The sequence below is a fragment of the Pedobacter nutrimenti genome, assembly GCF_003208655.1.
In the GTDB taxonomy this organism is placed as follows: Bacteria; Bacteroidota; Bacteroidia; order Sphingobacteriales; family Sphingobacteriaceae; genus Pedobacter; species Pedobacter nutrimenti.
In genome coordinates this window covers 154,350-176,533 of record NZ_QKLU01000011.1, presented here as the reverse complement: position 1 = coordinate 176,533, position 22,184 = coordinate 154,350, and the positions used below count along the sequence as shown (strand labels likewise).

Sequence of the window (22,184 nt, the reverse complement as noted above, 5' to 3'; positions counted from 1 at the left end):
CAAATATGCAATGGTAGGGTTACAAAAAAAAAGAATTAATTTTGTTAAGATGAATATTAAAAACAGCATACTGCTTTTGGATCCCCAATTTGATCCAGGTACAGCGCCCGATTGTAATTTACTCTTAAAAATTACAAATGACAGCTTTTCCTATGCCATTATCAATCAGGAAAACCAGCGCCTTAAAGCAATTTTTGATGAGCAGGAATGTTCCGACATTTCCCAAACTCTTGTCAATAAGCTGAAAAATGATCCCTATTTGAAATATCCTTTTAAAAAAGTTAAAATTTCTATGGCCGCGACCAATGCGGTCGACGTTCCAAATGAACTCTACCAAAGCGCTGATTTATCTGCTTATCTGAATTTTTTCAACAGCGGACACCCCAAAAATATTTATATACAGAAAAACACCCGCTACGATTTCACCTCTGTTTTTAATCTTCAAAAAACATTGGAAGAACAATTGGATGCAAATTTCAAAGACGCTGACATCTATGAACAAACGGCCCCTGTTTTAATGTTGGCTGCAACGCTTAGCGAAGCTTTGGTCCTTGATTTTACGGCCCGCTCCTTTACAGCGGTCTATGTAAAAGAGCAGCAACTGGTTTTTAAAAACAGCTATGAAATAGAAAACGCTGAAGAATTTAATTATTACCTGCTTTTTATCCTTAAACAACTGGGACTAGATGCTTCAAGCCTTCAGCTGCATGTGAGTGGCATTTTGGAAAAAGAGGATCAGAACTATAAAACATTAGAAAAATACTTTATGGATATCCGCTTCAGCGTACCACAGAACCAGGCTATGGATTATGCCATTCTTGATGATATGCCCCCTTACTATTATAGCAGTTTATTAGCGGTTGATCTATGCGGATAATCGGAGGTAAGTTAAAAGGGATACGTTTGCAGGCACCACAGAGCCTACCTGTAAGACCCACAACCGACATGGCAAAAGAGGCCCTGTTCAATATCCTTTATAATCAGTATGATTTTGAAAGCTGTCAGGTGCTGGACCTTTTTTGCGGAACCGGCAACATCAGTATTGAATTTGCTTCCAGAGGTATTGCTCAGGTCACTGCTGTAGACAAACATTCCGGTTGTGTATACTGGGTGAAGTCTGTGGCAGATAAATATACGCTGGATGCTATCGAAGTGGTAAAAGCTGATGTTTTTAAATTTCTGGAAGGCCACAAAAAAAGTTACCAGATCATATTTGCCGACCCACCCTATAACCTTCCCACGATACCGTTGATTCCTGAATTGGTTCTAAAAAACAACCTGCTTGCCGAAAATGGAATATTAATCGTAGAGCACCCCTCTTTGTTAAAACTCGATAGCCAACCAGGTTATACAGAAACCCGAAAATACGGTAATTCTTCTTTTAGTTTTTTCCAAAAGCCTAAATCCACGTAATATGAAAATCGCCTTGTTCCCAGGTTCTTTTGATCCGATAACCATTGCACATGTAGACATCTTAAAACGTGCCCTTCCTTTATTCGATAAAATGGTGGTGGGCATTGGTTTAAACAGTTCTAAACAGAGTTATCTGTCTGCTGAACAGCGCAGGGATATCGTCAGTGATGTCTTCAGCGATTTCAAACAGGTAGAAGTCAGGCTCTATGAGGGCCTGACAGTCGATTTCTGCAGGGAACTCCATGCACAATACATGGTAAGGGGTATCCGCTCGGTAGGTGATTTTGAATATGAAAGGGCAATTGCCCAAATCAATCAAACCATGATGCCGGAGATGGAAACCATATTTATTCTAAGCAAACCAGAATATTCCGCTATTAGTTCCACCATTGTAAGGGATATTCTTCGCAACCATGGCGATGTCCGGAAATTTGTTCCTGAAAAAGCTTTAAGGCACTTATAACTAAATTAGCTTACCCGCTTTTAATACTTCAAAAATCAATAAATAGGTTTTTTTCAGTATCGGATCCAATTCATCCTTGCCAAACCAGCCGGCTTTTGTAATCCCCTCTTCTTTTTGAGGAATGAGTTTAGGTTGTCCCTTTACGGTCATATTGTACCAGTTGGTTTTCTTTAAAACAACCTTCCCTCCCAGTTCATATACATGGTAAGTTTTACACAGCTTATCCTTATTGCTATGAATTTTCACCCCGCACTCTTCTTCTACTTCCCGAAGCGCGGCCGCTTTCATTTTTTCATTTTTCTCGACCTTTCCTTTTGGAAGATCCCACTTTTTATTTCTAAAAATAAACAAATAATCGCCCGCTGAGTTTTTAACCAGACCTCCTGCAGCCTTAATCAGTAAGCATTTTTGTTTGAGTTTTCTAAATACGGCTTTGGGGTCCTCAGTCAGCACAAGGTACTCCCCTTTGGATCCTTTATCCAAATTTTTATAAAATGTTAAAAAATCAAAATCCTGTATATCAATCTGTTGTATTTCACCGTTCTGATGAGGCACAACATCTGCTATAAACAAAGTGTTATCGTTAATATATATTCTGTATTTTTGAGCCATGTATAATAAAAGTGATATTGAATTAAAGGTAGCTGAATTTCTGTTACAAATTAAAGCAATAAAATTACAACCTGCTAATCCTTTTACCTGGGCTTCGGGTTGGAAATCCCCAATTTATTGTGATAACAGGATAACGCTCTCGCATCCATCAGTTAGAACATACATCAGACAAAAGCTTACGCAGTTGATTCAGGAAGAGTATGGCTCTGTTGATTTAATTGCCGGAGTAGCTACTGCAGGCATCCCTCAGGGTGTACTAGTGGCACAGGAGCTTGGTTTACCTTTTGCTTACGTAAGATCAAAAGCAAAAGAGCATGGGACAGGAAGCTTAATTGAAGGGGAAATTGTGGAAGGACAACGCGTGGTGGTTGTTGAAGATTTAATTTCGACAGGAAAAAGCAGTCTTCAGGCAGTAGATGCCTTAAGAAATGCAGGACTTTCTGTTGCCGGACTGGTTTCTATTTTTACTTATGGCCTGGACCAGGCTGAAGAAAATTTTAAAAATGCCAAATGCCGTTATTCCAGTTTATCCAATTACCAAACCCTGATTCAATATGCTGCTGAGCATAGCTTTATCGGGCAAAATGATGTGGACCTGTTGACAAAATGGCGCAGGGACCCTTCTGGATGGGGTAAAGAACTTGAACAATTAACCTAAATATAATGACTGTTATTGAAAGCACTGCCGAGTTAAGTGTTCCGGTAGAAAAAGTATATGCCTTTCTGGCCGATCTGAACAATCATCAGCAACTGATGCCCGAAAACATTTACAACTGGTCTTCCACAGAAGATGAGGCCAGCTTTACGATTCAGAATATGGCTAAACTGGCAATTAAAGTCTCAAACCGTATTCCAAATCAGGAACTGGTGGCCATTCCTTCTGAAAAAGCACCTTTTGATGTAGAATTGAAATGGACTGTTGCCGACAATGGCCAGGGCGGTACCATCGCAAAACATATTATTTCTGCTGACCTGAATATGATGATGAAAATGCTGGCTTCCGGCCCGCTGCAAAAATTGGCAGATCATCAGGCCTCAAAGTTAAAAGAGATTTTAGGATAATATTCTATACACAAAAAAGCCCTGAAATAAATTCAGGGCTTTTTTGTGTGCATAACAATTTAAGAAATCGGGTCAACTGTTTAACCCCATTTTTCTCATCACCTGCCAAAAACCAAGAGCCGTTAAAATCAATAAAACCCCGGTTCCCCACCATAAGGTTTCGAAGCCAAAAGCAGCGGCCACCCTGGTGCCTACAAATGGTGAAAATACATGTGCAGCTGATACGGATAGTGCGTTTAACCCCATATAAGCGCCTCTTGTTTGGGCAGAAGATCTTTTTAAAGTAACCGTTGCCATAAACGGCATGGCCAGAATTTCGGCAAGGCAAAGAAGAAACATAGAAAAATAAAGGATAAAAACCCCATGGGCCAGGTTGAGGCTCAAAAAAGCCAAACTGCAAAGTATCGTGCCCAATGCAATTGCAGCACCCGAGGACATCCTTTTTTCGGCAATGTGCACGATGAGCATTTCCAGCGCAAAAACCACTACACCACTAAAAGCTAAAATTAAACCGATATCTGCTTCATTCATTTTATAGGCTGACCGGTAGTATAAAGGCAGCGTACTTAATATCTGGAAGAAACAAATGGTAAAAATACAGCAGAGTATACTGAAAGCCATAAACAAAACATCCCTATAAGGGGAACGGCCAGCTTCTTCTTTATTTTCATCCATCGCATGACTCTCCTTTTTTTCATAACCTTTAAGCTTACGGAAATAGATAAAAAATAATATCGCAGACAAAAAAGCAGTCACTGCATTTCCATAAAACAAAAAGGTATAGGAAATAGCAGCCAGAAAACCGCCCAGGGCCGGGCCAATAGAGAAACCAAGGTTCATGGCCATGCGGTTCAGGGAAAAAGAGCGGATAATATTGTCTGGTTTTGAATAATAAGCAATCGACACAGAGTTTGCCGGCCGGAAGGTTTCCGAAATAAGGCTCAGCATAAAAACACCCACAGCCAGTTTTACAACTGTATTTAATTCCGGAAGCAGGAAAAACATAGGTACAGTGAGGATCAGGCTACAGACCTGTACTTTAAAATGGCCCACCTGATCGGTAAGCCAGCCACCCAGAAAAGATCCGGCAACAGCCCCAATACCAAAACAACTCAAAACAGTTCCGGTATTTTCCAGGGAAAACTGAAGATGATTGGTCATGTAAACGCCTAAAAACGGGATCACCATTGCCCCGCTCCTGTTGATTAACATCACCAGGGCCAGCATCCAGGCCGGAGTAGACAATCCTTTGTAGGCATCCAAATATAAACGTATAAATTCTCTCATGATCTGTGCTTCATTGCATATAGAAAATATGCCTTACAATTGCTAAATTACAAGTTTTATCCGGCCCATGGAAAGCAGGCCATAAGTTGGGGCGTAAAAATTAAGTCATAGTCCTGAGCTTCTGCTCACATAGCGCACACATTAGTCACACCTTGTTCACAAAAAGGTACCTTTTTGTGAACAAGGTGTGACCGAGCTGTGAACCAGGTGTGAAGCAAGGCTCAATTTGTGAAGAATTGATCATCAGGCAAAATACTACAGATCAGACATTTTTTCATGCAAAACACTAAAAATCAGTAATTTAGTCACAACAAAAGAAAACAAGCAGACAAAATTTCCGATCTGAAGCCAGACAACAATATGGCATTTACTTTGTTTATCAGATACTATGAACTTCAACAACTTTACAATAAAAGCCCAGGAAGCAATTCAACAGGCTTCCGAAATAGCCCAGGGCAATCAGCAACAGGCTATTGAAACAGCTCACCTGCTAAAAGGTCTGCTGAATGTTGATGAAAATGTCGTTTCTTATGTCTTAAAAAAACTAAATGTAAATATCAACCTACTCAATCAGCAACTTGATGCACAGATTGCAAAATTCCCTAAGGTAAGTGGAAGTAATGTTTATCTGTCTTCGGGTTCCAATAGTGCGCTTCAGAAAGCCCAATCTTATCTAAAAGAGTTTAAAGATGAGTTTGTATCAGTGGAACATGTATTGCTGGGCATACTGGCCGTCAACGATGACACCTCTAAATTATTAAAGGACCAGGGAGTTAATGAAAAGGATCTTAAAAAGGCTGTTGTTGCCCTTCGCGGAGACAACCGGGTTACCGATCAAAATGCCGAGGCCACTTATAATGCCTTAAATAAATATGCAAGGAATTTAAATGAATATGCAGAGTCCGGAAAACTAGACCCTGTTATTGGCAGGGACGAGGAAATCAGAAGGGTCATCCAGATCCTGTCGCGCAGAACCAAAAACAATCCTATTTTAATTGGGGAACCCGGAGTAGGTAAAACAGCTATTGCCGAGGGAATTGCTTTCAGGATCATTAAAGGCGATGTACCGGAGAATCTTAAAAGTAAAACTGTTTATTCCCTGGACATGGGTGCCCTTATTGCAGGTGCGAAATACAAAGGTGAATTTGAGGAAAGATTAAAAGCCGTCGTTAAAGAAGTCAGCCAAAGCGACGGAGATATTATTTTGTTTATTGATGAGATCCATACCCTTGTTGGTGCTGGTGGCGGTGAAGGTGCCATGGATGCCGCAAATATTTTAAAACCTGCACTGGCCAGAGGAGAACTGAGGGCCATTGGGGCGACAACACTGGATGAATATCAGAAGTATCTTGAAAAAGATAAAGCCCTGGAGCGTCGTTTTCAAAAAGTTATGGTGGATGAACCAGATACCCAGGATGCCATTTCTATCTTAAGGGGATTAAAAGAACGTTATGAAACTCATCACAAAGTAAGGATCAAAGATGAGGCGATTATTGCAGCCGTAGAATTGTCACAACGTTACATTTCTGACCGTTTTTTACCGGATAAAGCCATAGATTTAATGGATGAGGCCGCCTCCAAGTTAAGACTTGAAATGGATAGCGTGCCTGAAAACGTAGACGAACTTTCCCGCCGCATTATGCAGCTGGAAATAGAGCGGGAAGCCATTAAACGTGAAAATGACGACAAAAAGGTGAAGGCCTTAGGGGAGGAAATTGCCAATCTGGCGGCAGAAAGAGATGAGCTGAAAGCCAAATGGCAAAGTGAAAAAGATGTTGTCGATGGCATCAATACCCAAATCGAACAGATTGAAAGTTATAAACTGGAAGCCGAGCAGGCTGAAAGGGCCGGTGATTATGGTAAAGTAGCCGAGATCCGTTACGGAAAAATCAAAGAGGCCCAGGATAAAGTCGAAAAGCTTAAGGCAGAACTCGAAAGTCAGCAGAATGAAGGCCGCATGCTAAAAGAAGAGGTTACAGCAGATGACATTGCCGGAGTGGTTGCCCGCTGGACAGGTATTCCGGTAACCAAGCTGGTTTCCAGTGAAAGGGAAAAATTACTACATCTTGAAGATGAACTGCACAAACGTGTGGCCGGACAGGATGAGGCGATAGAAGCCATTTCAGATTCCATCAGACGTTCCCGTGCCGGGCTTCAGGATAAGCGTAAACCGATTGGTTCATTTATTTTTCTGGGTACCACGGGCGTTGGTAAAACGGAACTTGCAAAAGCATTGGCGGAATTCCTGTTCAACGATGAAAATGCCTTGACCCGTATTGACATGAGTGAATATCAGGAACGTCATGCCGTATCGAGATTAATTGGTGCGCCTCCGGGATATGTTGGTTACGATGAAGGTGGTCAGCTGACTGAGGCTGTAAGAAGAAAACCTTATTCCGTTGTGCTGCTCGATGAGATAGAAAAAGCGCATCCGGACGTATTTAATATCCTTTTACAAGTGCTCGATGATGGCCGGCTTACAGATAACAAAGGAAGGGTGGTGAATTTTAAAAACACCATTATCATTATGACCTCCAACATAGGTTCTCATCTGATCCAGGAAAATTTCAAAAACCTGGACGATCAAAACCGTGATGAGGTAATTGCGAAAACCAAAAATGAATTGTTTGAATTGTTAAAACAAACCATAAGACCTGAGTTCTTAAACCGTATAGATGAACTGATTATGTTTACGCCTTTAGACCGTAAAGAAATCAGAAATATCGTAGAACTCCAGTTCAAACATGTACAACAAACCCTGGCAGAAATGGGTGTTGAAATTGAAGCTTCCACAGAAGCCCTGGACTGGCTCGCTGAATTGGGTTATGATCCTCAATTTGGAGCAAGACCTCTAAAAAGAGTGATTCAGAAGCGTATTCTAAATGAATTGTCCAAAGAAATTCTGGCCGGTAAAATAGATAAGGACAGCAAAATTAAGCTGGACATGTTTGACAATAAATTTGTTTTCTTAAATGCTTCAGATAAAACAACAGCATAAATGCCAAAAAAGCATAAAAAAAGTCCGGTTTTAAAACCGGACTTTTTTTATGCTTTTTTTCTGCTCCCCTCTATATTAGGAAGAAATCCTGTCAACAAGCCTATTAAAGGCAAAAATGAACAAACATAAAAAACGTATTCTATACTTGTACCATCAGCCAGTTTCCCAAGCAGGGCCGATCCTATTCCACCCATACCAAAGGCAAAACCAAAAAACAAGCCGGCAACAAGACCTACTTTTCCTGGAATAAGCTCCTGGGCATAGACCAATATGGCTGAAAATGCAGAAGACAAGATCACGCCTATGGGAACAATCAGCACAGAGGTCCAGAACAGATTGGCATGAGGAAGCAATAAGGCAAATGGTGCAGTCCCCAATATGGAGAACCAGATGACATATTTTCTTCCAAAACGATCTCCTACCGGTCCACCGATTAATGTTCCCGCAGCTACTGAAAATAGAAAAACAAACAGGTAAATCTGTGAACTCTGAACAGAAACATGGAATTTATCGATCAGATAAAAAGTAAAATAACTGGTCAGACTGGCCATGTAAAAATATTTTGAAAAGATCAAAACCAGCAAAATGGCAACAGAAAAGACGACTCTTCCCTTTGAAAAGGTATGTACAACACTTGTTTTTTGCTGCTTCTTTTTCAGCTGCCCTACAATTCCTTTATACCAGCTTCCAACCCAGCTTAAAATACAAATGGCCAGTAAGGCAATCAAAGAAAACCAGATGACACTAAATTGTCCATAAGGTACAATAATCCAGGCGGCAAGCAAAGGACCAAGAGAGCTTCCGGCATTACCACCCAATTGGAAAATGGATTGGGCCAATCCTCTTTTACCACCCGATGCTGCATGTGCCATACGGGAGGCTTCCGGATGAAAAATGGAGGAACCTAAACCAACCAGGGCGACTGCGGCAAGCATCATGTAAAATCCATTGGATACAGAAAGGATCACCAGGCCGATAAGGGTAAAACCCATACCCATAGCCAGTGAATAAGGTTGTGGTTTTTTATCTGTATACAAGCCCACAAAGGGTTGTAATAAAGAGGCCGACAACTGAAAAACCAGGGTGATGAGCCCTATCTGAGAAAAAGTAAGCTTATAGCTCTCTTTGACCACCGGATATATGGCGGGGATCAGAGATTGAATGGTGTCATTTAATAAATGAGAGAAACTGATTGCAAATAAGATCGGAAATATCGTTTTTTCTATGATATCCTGATTTTTAGAGGTCGTATCCATTGAATATTATTGAAAATCTTCTGCTAAGGTAAAAATTTATCCCATAATCAATTTTAAGACTTCGATGTTTTAAACGATAGTTAAACATTTTATTGTAAAAATTTTATTTTGTTTAACAAATTTCTCAAAACGCCCCTATTTACCGAAAAAACCACACTATTCCAGTTCAAAACACGCTTAAACAGCAAATTTAAAAGACTTGTTCTTATTAATTTTCGAAAAACGAACATTTCAGGATATTAATTGTTCTTTATACAATCAACTAGAATGATCCATGAAACTCGCTTATATATCTTCCTACCCACCCCGTGAATGCGGTATTGCCACTTTTAACAACAACTTACTCAATGCCATTGGCCATGATAAAAAAACAATCTCAAGTGACAGTTTTGTTGTGGCCATGAATGACTCGGAAAATTTAAATGAGTATGAATATCCCAAAGAGGTCAAATACATCATCCGCCAGGAAAATCAGAAGGACTATATAAGAGGTGCCGATTACATCAACACCAGTTTATCTGACGCCTGTATTCTTGAACATGAATTTGGTATATATGGCGGCGAAAACGGAGTGTACATTTTGCCCTTAATTGCCCGTCTGCAAAAACCGTTGATTACCATTCTTCATACCGTTTTAAAGGACCCTAATTTTATGCAACTGACCATTATCAGGGAAATTGCAAAATATTCTTCCAAAATTATAGTGATGAGCAACAGGGCGGTTGGTTTTCTAACCAGTGTTTATGAGATTCCACTGGAAAAAATTCAACTGATTGAACATGGTGTTCCAGACCTGGAAGCCAAAGTAAACAACCCGGTAAAATCCTCCCTTGCTTTCAAAAACAAAAAGGTCCTTTTTACATTTGGCCTGATCAGCAGGAACAAAGGACTGGAAACCGTAATTGAAGCCTTGCCCAAAATTGTAGAAAAACATCCGGATGTGATGTATGTCATTTTAGGAACAACACACCCGGGTGTCATCCGAAATTCCGGTGAAGAATACCGGGACAGTTTGAAAAAACTGGCACGGAAACTAAATGTAGAGAACAACATTACCTTCATTAATAAATTCGTTTCCGAAGAAGAATTATTTGATTTTCTGACGGCCTCGGATATGTATATTACACCTTACCTGAACGAGGCTCAAATTGTCAGCGGAACTTTATCCTATGCGGTCGGCTCCGGGGCAGCAGTGATTTCCACCCCTTACTGGCATGCTCAGGAACTCCTTGCTGACAACCGCGGAAAACTTTTTGATTTCAGGGATTATGAAAGTCTGGCCAATATCGTCAATGAACTCTTTGATGACCCTAAAAGTCTCCTTAAATTAAAAAGGAACGCTTATGAATATGGCCTGCATTTACGATGGCCCAGCACGGGCAAGGTTTTTATTGAAACCTTAAAGGACGCCATCAGCAAGTCAGAGCTTGCCGCCGAAGAGAACAGGCCCATTATTGACCCGGATATGATGCCCGCATTTAGTTTTGCACACATCCAGAGACTTACAGATGATACCGGCATTGTGCAGCATGCGAAATATGGTATCCCGAACCTGAAAGAAGGTTATTGTCTGGATGATAATTCCAGAGCCTTGATTGCCTCTATACTTGCCTACCAGCAAAACAAAAGTAAAATTGCCTTGCAATTGTTACCCGTATACCTGAGCTATATCCAGTACATGCAATGTGAGGATGGCAATTTTCGCAATTTTTTGAGTTTTAGAAGGGAATATCTCGATGAGGTCGGTTCCGAGGATTCCTTTGGGAGAACCATTTGGGCGTTGGGTTATCTGATCAACAATGCGCCAAACAATTCTTACAGGGAGTTTGCCCGGGAATTATTTTTGAAATCGATCCCCCATTTTAAACGCCTGGAGCACCTCAGGGGCATTGCCAATACAATGATTGGCATCAGCAGTTTTCTAAAATCACACCCGGCAGATGAAGGGATGGTCGAAGAAATGAACCAGCTGGCTGCCCCGTTAAAAACAGCGTATAAAAATCAGAGGGGGGATAAATGGCATTGGTTTGAAGAACAAATGACCTATGATAATGCCATTTTGCCTCTGGCCTTGCTTTGCCATTATGAGACAACCCGGGACCCGGAATCTTTACATATTGCCATGGAAAGTTTAAACTACCTGACCAAACGCACCCTGGACAAAGGGTATTTAAATCCGGTAGGTAATGATGGCTGGTTGTACCGCGATAAAAAAATGGCTCATTATGACCAGCAGGCCATAGAAACGATGGCCATGGTACTGATGTACTTTAAGGCTTATGAAATCAGTCATGAACTCAAGTACATTAAGCAAATGTATCTGAGCTATCAGTGGTTTCTTGGGGAAAACAGCCTCCGGCTTCCGCTTTACGACCACGAAACAAAAGGTTGCGGTGATGGCTTACAAGCTCATGGGGTAAACAGAAACCAGGGTGCAGAAAGTACGCTGGCTTATTGGATCTCTCATCTGGTTGTACTTAAAGCCCTTGAATTTGAATATGAATTCAGGGATACCGAAATCTTTGACACTCAAAAGGTTTAACTCTGCCCGATATGAAAGTAGCTGTACTTGCCCCGGTTGCCTGGCGGACACCACCCCGCCATTATGGACCCTGGGAACAAATGGCCTCTAATCTGACGGAGGGATTACACGACCAGGGCATAGAGGCAACCCTTTTTGCAACCGCAGATTCCCTCACGGCCGCCAAACTCGATTCTGTAGTATCCGCAGGTTATGAAGAGGACCGCAATCAGGATGCAAAAGTTTTGGAGTGTTTGCACATTAGCCATTTAATGGAACAGGCTTCTTCTTTTGACCTGATCCACAATCATTTTGATTTTCTGCCCCTTAGCTATTCCAAACTCATCAAACCGCCCATTGTAACTACTATACATGGCTTTTCTTCTGAGAAAATTGTACCCGTTTATCAAAAATACAATACACATTGTCATTATGTATCCATCAGCGACGCCAACCGGCATCCCCTGCTAAATTATGCAGGGACGGTCTACAATGGTCTGGATCCCGCAGCATTCACTTTTAAACCGGCCACGGAAGATTATTTACTCTTTTTTGGACGAATCCATCGGGATAAAGGTACGGCAGAGGCCATACAAATTGCCTTAAAAAGCAACAGAAAGCTCATCATTGCGGGCATTATACAAGATGAACACTACTTTAAAAATGAAGTAGAGCCTCATTTAAACGAAAATATTGTTTTTCTGGGGGCAGCAGGGCCTGAAAAAAGAGATGAATTACTGGGCTCTGCATATGCATTACTTCATCCCATTGGCTTCGATGAGCCTTTTGGTTTAAGTGTTGTGGAATCTATGCTCTGCGGCACCCCGGTTATTGCTTACCATAGGGGCGCGATGCCGGAACTGATCCGACATGGAGAAACAGGTTTTCTGGTCAATACTATAGAGCAGGCCGTAGAAGCAGTTAAAAACATCTCCTTTATAGACAGAAGCCTATGCCGAAAAGAGGCAGCGAGCAGGTTTTCTATGGATAAGATGGTAGAGGATTACCTTAAAATATATCGTCAGATATTGAAGACTTAAACTTTGACTTTGCTTTCAGAGTTTTTTAGCCTTTCGAGTAACAAATCAAGCTTTACAGAAGCAAACGAAGAACAATAATCAGACAACCCATAAGGGATAATCAATTCCCCATTATGGACAATAGAACCGCAGGAATAGAGCACATTTGGGACATAACCCTCTCTTTCATCATTATTTGGTATAACGAGCGGCTCATGTAAACGGCCAATTTCAATAGAGGGATCTTCTAAATCCAGCAGACTCGCGCCCAGACAATATCTTCTCATGGGGCCTACTCCATGGGTGATAATCAGCCAGCCGTCCGGAGTTTCAATAGGAGAACCACAATTCCCAATTTGTATGTATTCCCAGGGAAATTCAGGTTGTTGCAGCTTAACAGGGTGATCCCAGACGGTAATTCTGTCTGAATACATCAGGTAGTTGTTCCAGCCATCAATACGGGACATCATGGCGTATTTTCCATTGATTTTCCGTGGAAACAAAGCCAGGTTCTTATTTTGGGCACCCAATCCATGAAGCGGACTGACTTTAAAATCATAGAAATCTGTTGTTTGCAAAAGCTTTGGCATAATCATCGCCCCGTCAAAGGCAGTATAAGTCGCATAATAAATGATGCTTCCATCCTCTTTTACAAAACGCACAAAGCGCGCGTCTTCTATTCCTTTCCGCTCAAATTCGGAAATTGGAAATATGACCCGGTCTGAAATATCCGTATCCCTGGAAAAACTCATTTCATGATAGGTATCAGAAAGCCATAAAATCTTATCGTATTCCAATTTTTTAAGGTCATCTTCCTGCAAATTTCTGGAATCAATAATAATTCTTCTGAGCAGGGCATAATCAAACCGGTCTTCAAGCTTAGCGTCAACCTCATTCAAAATCTCTTCATCAATTTTTGAATCTATAGCCTTTTTAAGAAATAGCTTTTTGTTGTACACCGCATTTTTAATAACCTCGGCCTCATCTATATAATTCCCCGAGGGAATAACCGTAATGTTATTGTCCTGGTCCAGTAAGGCCCGCCGGAAAACAACGGAAGAAATATGCCCCTCTCCGACAGCCCTGAAACTGATGATGACCCTTTTCTCCCCTTCAACCAGATCCGACTGATCGGGATCTTCCACAATGGAAGGATTAAAAAAAGCAGCGGACTCTATGGAATATTCATGCGTAAAATAAGAGCCCAGTAAAAGTTTCTGATATTTATCCAGGGCATCATAATCCACACCTACTTCTTCAATACAGCTCTTTATCTTTTTACAATGACGCGCCAGAATTTTAGTGATGTTACGGTGCCTTTTGGAATATTCCTGCAGTAAAGGGGAGATAATTCCAAAAACCTCCTCAGACGAAAGCTTTAAAACAAGTTTAATGACTTCCTTTGCCCTGTCATTTCCGTTAAAGAAAAACCTTGCGATAACGCGTTTGGGATCAGGGTATACTTTTACAGGTTTGCGGTCTATAGACAATCTCATAAGTCAATAACGTTTATAGGGGGTATAAAGGTTTTATTAAAGTGTATTTTTTTTCCAAAAAGGCCAAGACCGGCCTGCAGTATTAACGGTTTCCGGATTTTCCGTCAGAAAATCTGCCAATTTGTACACTAAAAAAACTGACAGGCTAACAAATAAAGTCAAATTGACTTATTTTTCTTTTGTTAATTTCATATTAAAAAAACATTAATTGTCATCGCAAAATAATAAAGGCCAAATCCATTTTTTTTATCAACCTATAAATTAACACTTTACAAAAAACAGCCAATACAGCTTCCAGTGTAAATATTTCTTTGGCACAGGCATTGACTATATGACAACAATGGTCAAAATATATTAAAATAAAAAAATTGGCCTTAGTACAAATTAAATCATAAAAAAATGAAAAAATTACTATTATCAATCGTTGCAGTTGCTGCTTTAGCTTTCAGTACTCAAGCTCAAACTGAAAAAGGAAAAATTATGCTGGGTGGTAACGTAGGTTTTAACTCTACAAAAGTGAGTGGCGCTGCAAAATCTGATGTTAGTTTCAGCGTTGTACCTAGCATTGGCTATTTTGTAAGCAATAACTTTGCAATCGGTACTGGTGTTGGTTATACTTATGACAAAGCAGTTAGTGACAAAAAATTAACTCAGGCTTTCCAGGTTGCTCCTTTTGGACGTTACTATGTTGCTTTATCTGAGCAATTCAAATTCTTCGGACAACTTGCTGTTCCTATGGAATTTGGTACTGCTAAATTAGTTGATGCTAATGGCAACACTGGTGCTAAATTAGGTACTACAACTAACATTGGTGTAACTGTTGCTCCAGGTTTTGCTTTCTACCCTACTAAACACATCGGTATCGAAGTTTCAGTTAATGGTTTAGAATATGCTCACAACCAATTCAAAGCTGAAGGAACTGGCGCTAAAGCGACTTCAAACTCTTTCGGTTTAGATGCAAATACTTTTGCTCCTAAATTAGGTGTAATGTTCCACTTCTAGGAACTTCTACTTAATCGCATAAAAAAGCCCTGTCATTTTAAATGACAGGGCTTTTTTATGTCTGGACCAATTAGCCCCCACTCTTTCCGTTGCGTTCCTGCTCCCGGTCAATCTCTAAAATATCCACCTGATCGGGCTGTGTAAAATCACCAATCAGGTATTTGTTAAAATGATCTGCAAGCTTCCAGAAAGCATATTCAGTTAAATCGCCAAAACCGTGTCTTTGTCCTGGCAAGATGACAAATTCAAATCTTTTACCTGCTTTCATTAAAGCATTGGCCAGTCTGATGGTATTGGCAGGATGAACATTGTTGTCAATATCTCCGGTCATAATCATTAAGTGGCCTTTCAGGTTTTTTGCGATCTCCGGGTTTTTATCAATGTTGTATTTAAAGGTTGTGTCACCTTTTGCCGAAACAATTTCTTTTACCCCGTGATGTTTTTCACTCCACCAACGGTTATAAATGCTATTGTCATGGTTTCCTGCTTTTGATACCGCCACTTTAAAGAAATCAGGATATACCAGCATTGCAGCAGTTGACATAAAACCACCTCCGGAGTGTCCTGTAATACCTACTCTTGAAATATCAATGAAGCTGTATTTATCTGCAAGTTGTTCTATAGCAACCTTTTTATCTGCCAGGCCATAATCTCTTAGGTTACCATAACCAAAAGTATGATACCATTTGGAGCGCGCCGGGTTCCCCCCTCGGTTACCAATGGAAATAACAATGTAACCAAGCTGTGCCAAACGGTCCGTATTGTCCATGCTCTTTGTAAATGATTTATTTACCGCTTCGGTTTGAGGTCCGGGATAAACATATTCTATAATAGGATACTTTTTAGCCGGGTCGAAATCAAAAGGTTTATACATCACGCCATACAAATCTGTGATCCCATCATCTGCTTTAACTTTAAAGGGCTCCGGAAATTTATAACCCGCAGCCATCAAAAGGGATAAATCAGCTGTTTCCAGATCCATTACCTTGTTTCCGTTACCGTCCATCAATTGTGATTTAGGCACCGAGTTCACCCTGGAAAAATTATTCACAAAATACTTTGCTTCATCATTCATATTTATGGCATGGTCAAAATCACCCGGGTTCAGTAATTTCATTCCCGATCCATCAAAATTAATCCGGTACAAATGCAGGTAATACGGATCTTCTTTGGCTTCTCTACCATTTGCCGTAAAATACAATACCCTGTTTTTCTGATCTATGTTTACAATATTTTCACAATGGAAAGCGCCTTTTGTAATCTGGTTTTTTAATTTTCCATTTGCATCAAAAAGATAAAAATGTGCCCAACCGTCTCTTTCCGACCAATGAATAATTTCTTTACCGTCATTGACAAGGCCGGGTCTGTTGATTTCTACATAAGTATTAAAACGCTCATCAATTAAAGGGCTTACCTTTTCTGTATTGATGTCTACCATACAGACATCGATTCGCTTCAAATCCCTGCTCGTTCTTGAAAAATAGATTTTACTGTCATTACCCAACCAAACCGAGGGCCTGAATTCGTTGTCCCTGTCTTTGTTTAAAGATGGGGCTCCCCACAAAGAAACAGATTGGTCCTTAAAAGCCGAAATGTTTAGTTTTTTATAAGTCTTTGCTTGAAAATTAAACAGCAGGATCTCATCTATAGGCGCCTCTTTTTCACCTGGCATTTGATATTTATATGTTTCCAGCGTAGGCCTGCCCGCAGCAGTATTGTTGATTACCCAAAGGTCTTTCACTTTGCGGGAGTCTTCCCGGTTTAAAACGAAATATTTAGAATTTGGAGACCACAAAACATAAGCCCTTCTTCTTTTCTTATTGTTTTTTTCATTCTCCTCATTGTTTTCTCCATCACCATCGCTGCCATAAGCATAAAATTTAACCCCATCTTTGGTCAGTTGGTGCTCTACAATAGTACTGTCTTCTTCATTTTTAACTGCTTTTATATAATTGGCTTTATCCATCCAGTATAGATTATAATTTCTGGAAAAAATAATTGCAGAAGAATCCGGAGCAACCGAACCCCATGATGGCTTAGCTTTGGGTTTGGTATAGTTAGGAACCTCAGTCAGCTTGGCAGAAGCGATGTCATAATTAAAAAAGAAAACTTTCTTTTGCATGGAGTCCGCCGCCTTTTTGTCCTTTCTGTCTTTTTTAAGTTCTTCAATGGTACTTTTCAGTTCAAAAGTAATGCTCTTCTCATCTTTTGAAAACTTAAGTTCTTCAATAGGAAGATGTTGGGCATCAAAGGGGTCACGAACAATTGTGGTAATTTCTGCAGCCAGATTGGCAAGGTTAAATATTGCCTTTTTGCTTTTCGCAGCCGGATCGACCATATACCATTGTTTCCCTGCCGGTGTTTCATAGACGTACCAGAACCGGTTACTGAGTTTTAGCCAGTGCGGGTCCACTGAAGTGGAATAAACAATTTTTTTTAGTTTAGCCGGAGAAAATCTGGAGGCCAACTGATAATTCGCCTTGGGGCTTTCGGAAATTTTTTCCGTTAAGGTGAATGTTTTTGTCTGCGCATGGACAGAAAATCCGGAGACCGCAGCAAAAAAGAACATAAAGTAAAGTGGTTTCATTGATAAGGGTTTATAATTGGGCTAAATTATCGAAATATTAGGCTGTCAAAGACGGCACCATTGTAATAAATAAGATATCTTTATAGTTTTGCACCAAATCTATACACATGAAGAAATATTTCCTGTCCATTACAGCCGCAGCCCTGATTCTAACAGCCGGATGCCAGTCTAAATCTCAAACCAGTGCCAAAGACACAGAAAACAGTAAAGATACCACTGTACAAAGTGAAAAAGCTGCAGATCAGACCAGGCCGGTTGATGTTTCAAAAATAAAACCAGCTGATGCAAAAACCATCCTTTCCCGTAAACAGGTACCAGTTTTATGTTACCACCAGATCCGGAATTGGAAACCCACTGATGGAAAAGTTGGAAAAGACTATATTGTAGAAATACAAAACTTCAAAGACCAGATTAAATTATTGGCAGATAGCGGTTACCATTCCATTTTACCTGATCAGCTGTATGCTTATCTGAATACGGGTGCCCCACTGCCAAGCAAACCCATCATGTTCACTTTTGACGATACAGATATGGACCAGTTTACCATAGCTGCCCCAACTTTAAAAAAATATGGCTTTAAAGCAGTTTATTTTATTATGACCGTTTCCATAGGAAGAAAAGGGAAATTCGTTGATTACATGACTAAAGAACAGATTAAACAACTATCTGACGCAGGTAATGTGATTGGAAGCCATACCTATGACCACAAAAATTTCAAAAAATACCAGGGAAAAGACTGGGAAGAACAATTGGATAAACCCACAAAAAAGCTGGAAGAAATAACAGGCAAAAAAATGACCGAATTTGCTTATCCATTTGGTTTGTGGAACGCACAGGGTTTTCCTGAACTTAAAAAACGTGGTTTCAGAATGGCTTTTTCCCTGGCTGATAAGCGGGACCAAAACGATCCGCTGTTTACCATCAGAAGGATCATTGCCAGTGGATACTGGAGTCCTAAAACACTGCACAACAGCATCAAAAACAGTTTTTAACAAAAAGCCCTCTTAAAAGTTAAGAGGGCTTTTTTCATGCCTACTGCTAGAAAATTTTTTCTATACGATATGCTTTTTGATTGAAACTAAACTGATCTCCGGTCTTTTTTCCAATCATGAGCTGTCCTACCGGTGATGCTGCCGAAATGGCAAAATAGATATTCCCGTTCAGGTTCAGTTGTCCGGCACTGATGCCCAGGTAAAACACACCTTGAGTTGTAAAAACAACATTTCCGTTTTTGATGGTTTCACTTACAGCAACATCTTTAACGGACTGCAGCAGCTGTAAATTTTGCTGCGCATCCTGCAATAAACTTTTATTCCGGCTGATGTCCTGCTGCATCATTTCTCTTGTGGTTTCAAACTTATCGCCCGCACTGCTTTTGGTATCATCATTACTCGCCTCCTGCGCCTGCATCAATGCTGTTTCCGCTGTGCTGATTCTTTGTTTGATAAAATCAAGGCAGTAATCATAAAGTTCTGTTTTCAGATCAGCCATATATTAATCTTCTATCCACCTTACTTTATCTTCTATCGGGCCCCTATTTGCCTCTCTTGGTTCTTCTTCATGATAGCCCATATAAAACAGGCCAAAGCATTTTTCATTTTCCTCCAGTTCCAGAAAACCGGTCAGACCGGAAATCAGGTCCGGTGAGCTCCAATAAGCCCCAACATTTAGGGACTCTGCCGTTAAGGCCATATTTTGCACCGCGCAACCCAAAGCTGCAATTTCTTCCCATTCAGGAAGTTTATCGGGGTGCAATTGGGCATTAATTACAATGACACAACTCGACTGCGCTGCCTTCTGGGCAATACTGTCGTATTTCTTTTGCAAAAAAGAAGCTTCCGGGGTCCTTTCTTTATAAATGCGTCCTAATTCCTCTCCCAGCCTTTTTTTTCCTTCATGCCTGAAAACTACAAAACGCCAGGGCTCAGTCAGTTTATGGGTGGGCGCATAATTGGCGCTTTCCAGAATTTCGTGTATCACTTCGGCCGGAATTTCTTTACCGGTATAACTGACCGGAAAGATGCTGCGCCTTCTTCTAATAATTTCGGTTATGGGATTGATGTGCTCTGTCATATACTTAGATAAAAACCAAAGTTAATCTTTATTCATCAGACCCTGCCTATTTAGCATGCCGGGTTTTATTTAAGTCCTTTTCTATTTGTTTTGTCCTGGCAAAAAAGGCATAACTTTCTGTTTCTTTTAAGTGTTTTACTGTTTCCAGTAACTCTTCTTTAATCCAGTCGTACCTTACCGTCAGATTGGCCAGGGCCTGCATACAATGAACTTTCACTGCTACGGGAACCCGTTCATCAATCAACCAGCTAAACAAGGTTTCAACCAAAGGTTCTAAATCTATCGCAGCGAGGCTTTCTTTTGTTTTCATCTTCGCTTTAGGCGAAGTGGCCAGGGCTATGATTTTTGCAAAATGACGCATCACCGATGGATTCTTCTGCCCTGGAAAACGTTCAATAAAATATGCAAAATGAGGGTTCAATTTTTCAGGCTCTTCTACAAAGATATGCTCTAAGATCCAGGCGAGTCGAAAAGCAACTTCTTTTTTTTCTTCAAACGCCAGGTTTATGAGTTCATTGAGTGGAAAATTAACACGGTTGGCCAGAGCTGATAAAACCACCACCTTTTCCTTTGTCATTCCCGACTTTATGGTATATAACAATTCCTCTTTTGTCATATTATTTTTTTGAAAACCAAAACTACTGAATCGGAGCCATTTTATAAATTTATAACTACCTTTGCGGCTTATTTTTCATTATTATGATTTCAGTTTCTAATTTATCACTGCGTTACGGAAAACGTACCTTATTTGAAGATGTTAACCTTAAGTTTACCCAGGGCAATTGCTATGGTGTAATCGGTGCTAACGGAGCGGGTAAATCGACTTTTTTAAAAATCCTCTCAGGTGAAGTGAGTCAAACCACCGGAAGTGTAGCCTTTACACCCGGAGAAAGAATGGCTGTTTTAAAACAGAACCACTATGAGTTTGATGAATTCAGCGTTATTGAGACGGTAATGATGGGTCATAAAGAACTCTATGACATCATGAAAGAAAAAGATGCCATCTATTTAAAGGAAGATTTTACAGATAAAGATGGTGAAAGGGCTGGTGAGCTGGAAAACCGCTTTGCAGAAATGGATGGATGGAATATGGAAAGCAATGCAGCAACCATGCTGAGCAATCTGGGTATTAAAGAAGAATTACACTACAAACAGTTAAAGGAAATAGACGGTAATCAAAAAGTACGTGTATTACTTGCACAGGCTTTGTTTGGTAACCCGGATATTTTGCTGCTCGATGAGCCGACCAACGACCTTGACATCGACACGATTGCCTGGTTAGAGAATTTCCTGGCAGATTATCAAAACATTGTACTGGTTGTATCTCACGACAGGCACTTTTTAGATGCGGTCTGTACACATATTGTAGATATAGATTTCAGTAAAATGAGCATCTATTCCGGTAACTATACATTCTGGTATGAATCCAGTCAGCTGGCTTTAAAACAAAGAAGTGATCAGAATAAAAAACTGGAAGAAAAAGTTAAAGAATTACAGGAGTTTATACAGCGTTTTAGTGCAAATGCTTCCAAGTCCAAACAGGCAACCTCCCGTAAAAAGGCCCTTGATAAAATTGACATCTCTGAAATTAAAGCATCCAGCAGGAAATACCCTGCCATTCTTTTCAACAATCTGGGAAGAGAAGCCGGAGACCAGATTTTACAGGTAGAAAACCTATCGCATAGTGCTGGTGGAGAGGTGATGTTCAAAAACATCAATTTCATGGTCAATAAAGGGGATAAAATTGCAATCCTTTCGCAAAACAGTCTGGCTACAACAGCATTCTATAATGTATTGACTGGCCGTGAAAAAAATTATACTGGTGAGTTTAAATTTGGTGTAACGATTAATGTTGCAGACATTCCAAATGACAATACACCTTATTTTGAGGGTAAAGATGAAAATCTGGTGGATTGGTTGCGCGAGTATTCAGGAACAGATCAGGATGAGCAGTTTGTAAGAAGCTTCCTGGGTAGAATGCTGTTTTCCGGAGAAGAGGTCCTTAAAAATGTGAAAGTTCTGTCCGGGGGAGAGAAAATGCGTTGTATGTTCTCACAGATGATGCTCAGACATGCGAATCTGTTGCTTTTTGATGAACCCACCAATCACCTTGACCTGGAATCCATTACAGCACTAAATAATGGAATGAAAGATTTTAAAGGGACAGCGCTGTTTACTTCCCGTGACCACGCTTTGACCGAATCGGTTGCAACCCGTATTATAGAAATTACACCTAAAGGTACTATTGATAAGATGATGACTTACGATGAGTACATCAGCAGCGAAGAGATTGCTGCTTTACGTACCGAAATGTATAAATAAAAAAGAAAGCAAATGTAAAAGGCTGATGAGTCCCCTTACAAATGCTTTCCACTTAACTAAATAATGAAGATCA

At 40.3% G+C, this 22,184-nt stretch carries 19 protein-coding genes; 11 read left to right on the top strand and 8 right to left on the bottom strand.

Features of this window, described 5'->3' with window-relative positions; all coding sequences use genetic code 11:
* Positions 1-49: 49 nt before the first annotated feature.
* The 3 genes from B0O44_RS24010 to coaD are packed head-to-tail and all read left to right on the top strand — an operon-like array spanning position 50 to position 1,876.
* Positions 50-877, top strand: coding sequence for a DUF3822 family protein (locus B0O44_RS24010; RefSeq protein ID WP_170123401.1), 828 nt, complete (start codon positions 50-52; stop codon positions 875-877).
* A complete protein-coding gene (locus tag B0O44_RS24005) occupies positions 868-1,413 on the top strand; it encodes an RsmD family RNA methyltransferase (protein ID WP_110834641.1) in 546 nt (181 codons plus the stop codon). Before B0O44_RS24010 ends, B0O44_RS24005 begins: the two co-directional genes overlap by 10 nt.
* A gap of 1 nt (position 1,414) precedes the next feature.
* Complete coding sequence (gene coaD, locus B0O44_RS24000) at positions 1,415-1,876, top strand: pantetheine-phosphate adenylyltransferase (protein ID WP_110834640.1); 462 nt, start codon at positions 1,415-1,417, stop codon at positions 1,874-1,876.
* Here the strand turns inward: coaD and B0O44_RS23995 are convergent, their stop codons facing one another.
* Positions 1,877-2,488 carry an NUDIX hydrolase gene (locus B0O44_RS23995; RefSeq protein ID WP_110834639.1) on the bottom strand — a complete coding sequence of 204 codons (612 nt, stop codon included), beginning with the start codon at positions 2,486-2,488 and terminating at the stop codon, positions 1,877-1,879. It lies immediately after the preceding gene.
* On the opposite strand from B0O44_RS23995, the gene pyrE reads away from it, so the two are divergent.
* Entirely contained in the window at positions 2,487-3,146 is a 660-nt protein-coding gene (gene pyrE / locus B0O44_RS23990; RefSeq protein WP_110834638.1) for an orotate phosphoribosyltransferase, read from the top strand. The genes B0O44_RS23995 and pyrE overlap by 2 nt on opposite strands.
* Before the next feature lie 5 nt (positions 3,147-3,151).
* Positions 3,152-3,550, top strand: coding sequence for an SRPBCC family protein (locus B0O44_RS23985; RefSeq protein WP_110834637.1), 399 nt, complete (start codon positions 3,152-3,154; stop codon positions 3,548-3,550).
* A 72-nt stretch (positions 3,551-3,622) separates the two neighbouring features.
* Here B0O44_RS23985 and B0O44_RS23980 read toward each other — a convergent pair whose 3' ends face one another.
* Positions 3,623-4,837, bottom strand: a complete 1,215-nt coding sequence (locus B0O44_RS23980) for an MFS transporter (RefSeq protein ID WP_110834636.1) — start codon at positions 4,835-4,837, stop codon at positions 3,623-3,625.
* 388 nt (positions 4,838-5,225) lie between these two features.
* Here B0O44_RS23980 and clpB point away from each other — a divergent pair, with 388 nt between their 5' ends.
* On the top strand, positions 5,226-7,835 hold the full coding sequence (clpB, locus tag B0O44_RS23975) for an ATP-dependent chaperone ClpB (RefSeq protein WP_110834635.1): 2,610 nt from the start codon (positions 5,226-5,228) through the stop codon (positions 7,833-7,835).
* A gap of 47 nt (positions 7,836-7,882) precedes the next feature.
* Here the strand turns inward: clpB and B0O44_RS23970 are convergent, their stop codons facing one another.
* Entirely contained in the window at positions 7,883-9,091 is a 1,209-nt protein-coding gene (locus B0O44_RS23970; protein ID WP_110834634.1) for an MFS transporter, read from the bottom strand.
* A 274-nt stretch (positions 9,092-9,365) separates the two neighbouring features.
* Here B0O44_RS23970 and B0O44_RS23965 point away from each other — a divergent pair, with 274 nt between their 5' ends.
* Positions 9,366-11,633 (top strand): glycosyltransferase family 4 protein, encoded by a 2,268-nt coding sequence (locus B0O44_RS23965; RefSeq protein WP_110834633.1) that lies wholly within the window; start codon positions 9,366-9,368, stop codon positions 11,631-11,633.
* Between the two features lie 11 nt (positions 11,634-11,644).
* On the top strand, positions 11,645-12,652 hold the full coding sequence (locus B0O44_RS23960) for a glycosyltransferase family 4 protein (RefSeq protein ID WP_110834632.1): 1,008 nt from the start codon (positions 11,645-11,647) through the stop codon (positions 12,650-12,652).
* Here the strand turns inward: B0O44_RS23960 and B0O44_RS23955 are convergent.
* A complete protein-coding gene (locus tag B0O44_RS23955; protein WP_110834631.1) occupies positions 12,649-14,127 on the bottom strand; it encodes a glycoside hydrolase family 130 protein in 1,479 nt (492 codons plus the stop codon). The two genes, B0O44_RS23960 and B0O44_RS23955, sit on opposite strands and share 4 nt — an antisense overlap.
* A gap of 399 nt (positions 14,128-14,526) precedes the next feature.
* On the opposite strand from B0O44_RS23955, the gene B0O44_RS23950 reads away from it, so the two are divergent.
* A complete protein-coding gene (locus tag B0O44_RS23950) occupies positions 14,527-15,129 on the top strand; it encodes an outer membrane beta-barrel protein (protein WP_110834630.1) in 603 nt (200 codons plus the stop codon).
* Positions 15,130-15,199: 70 nt separating this feature from the next.
* Here B0O44_RS23950 and B0O44_RS23945 read toward each other — a convergent pair whose 3' ends face one another.
* Complete coding sequence (locus B0O44_RS23945; RefSeq protein WP_110834629.1) at positions 15,200-17,716, bottom strand: S9 family peptidase; 2,517 nt, start codon at positions 17,714-17,716, stop codon at positions 15,200-15,202.
* Between the two features lie 107 nt (positions 17,717-17,823).
* On the opposite strand from B0O44_RS23945, the gene B0O44_RS23940 reads away from it, so the two are divergent.
* Entirely contained in the window at positions 17,824-18,708 is an 885-nt protein-coding gene (locus B0O44_RS23940; RefSeq protein ID WP_110834628.1) for a polysaccharide deacetylase family protein, read from the top strand.
* Between the two features lie 46 nt (positions 18,709-18,754).
* Here the strand turns inward: B0O44_RS23940 and B0O44_RS23935 are convergent, their stop codons facing one another.
* Genes B0O44_RS23935 through B0O44_RS23925 form a run of 3 tightly spaced genes read right to left on the bottom strand, consistent with a single transcriptional unit; the run spans position 18,755 to position 20,405 of the window.
* Positions 18,755-19,207, bottom strand: coding sequence for a 3-oxoacyl-ACP synthase (locus tag B0O44_RS23935; protein WP_110834627.1), 453 nt, complete (start codon positions 19,205-19,207; stop codon positions 18,755-18,757).
* A gap of 3 nt (positions 19,208-19,210) precedes the next feature.
* Positions 19,211-19,789, bottom strand: coding sequence for a nitroreductase family protein (locus tag B0O44_RS23930; RefSeq protein ID WP_110834626.1), 579 nt, complete (start codon positions 19,787-19,789; stop codon positions 19,211-19,213).
* A 46-nt stretch (positions 19,790-19,835) separates the two neighbouring features.
* Complete coding sequence (locus B0O44_RS23925; RefSeq protein WP_110834625.1) at positions 19,836-20,405, bottom strand: hypothetical protein; 570 nt, start codon at positions 20,403-20,405, stop codon at positions 19,836-19,838.
* An 83-nt stretch (positions 20,406-20,488) separates the two neighbouring features.
* Here B0O44_RS23925 and B0O44_RS23920 point away from each other — a divergent pair, with 83 nt between their 5' ends.
* Positions 20,489-22,111 carry an ABC-F family ATP-binding cassette domain-containing protein gene (locus tag B0O44_RS23920; protein WP_110834624.1) on the top strand — a complete coding sequence of 541 codons (1,623 nt, stop codon included), beginning with the start codon at positions 20,489-20,491 and terminating at the stop codon, positions 22,109-22,111.
* Positions 22,112-22,184 lie beyond the last annotated feature (73 nt).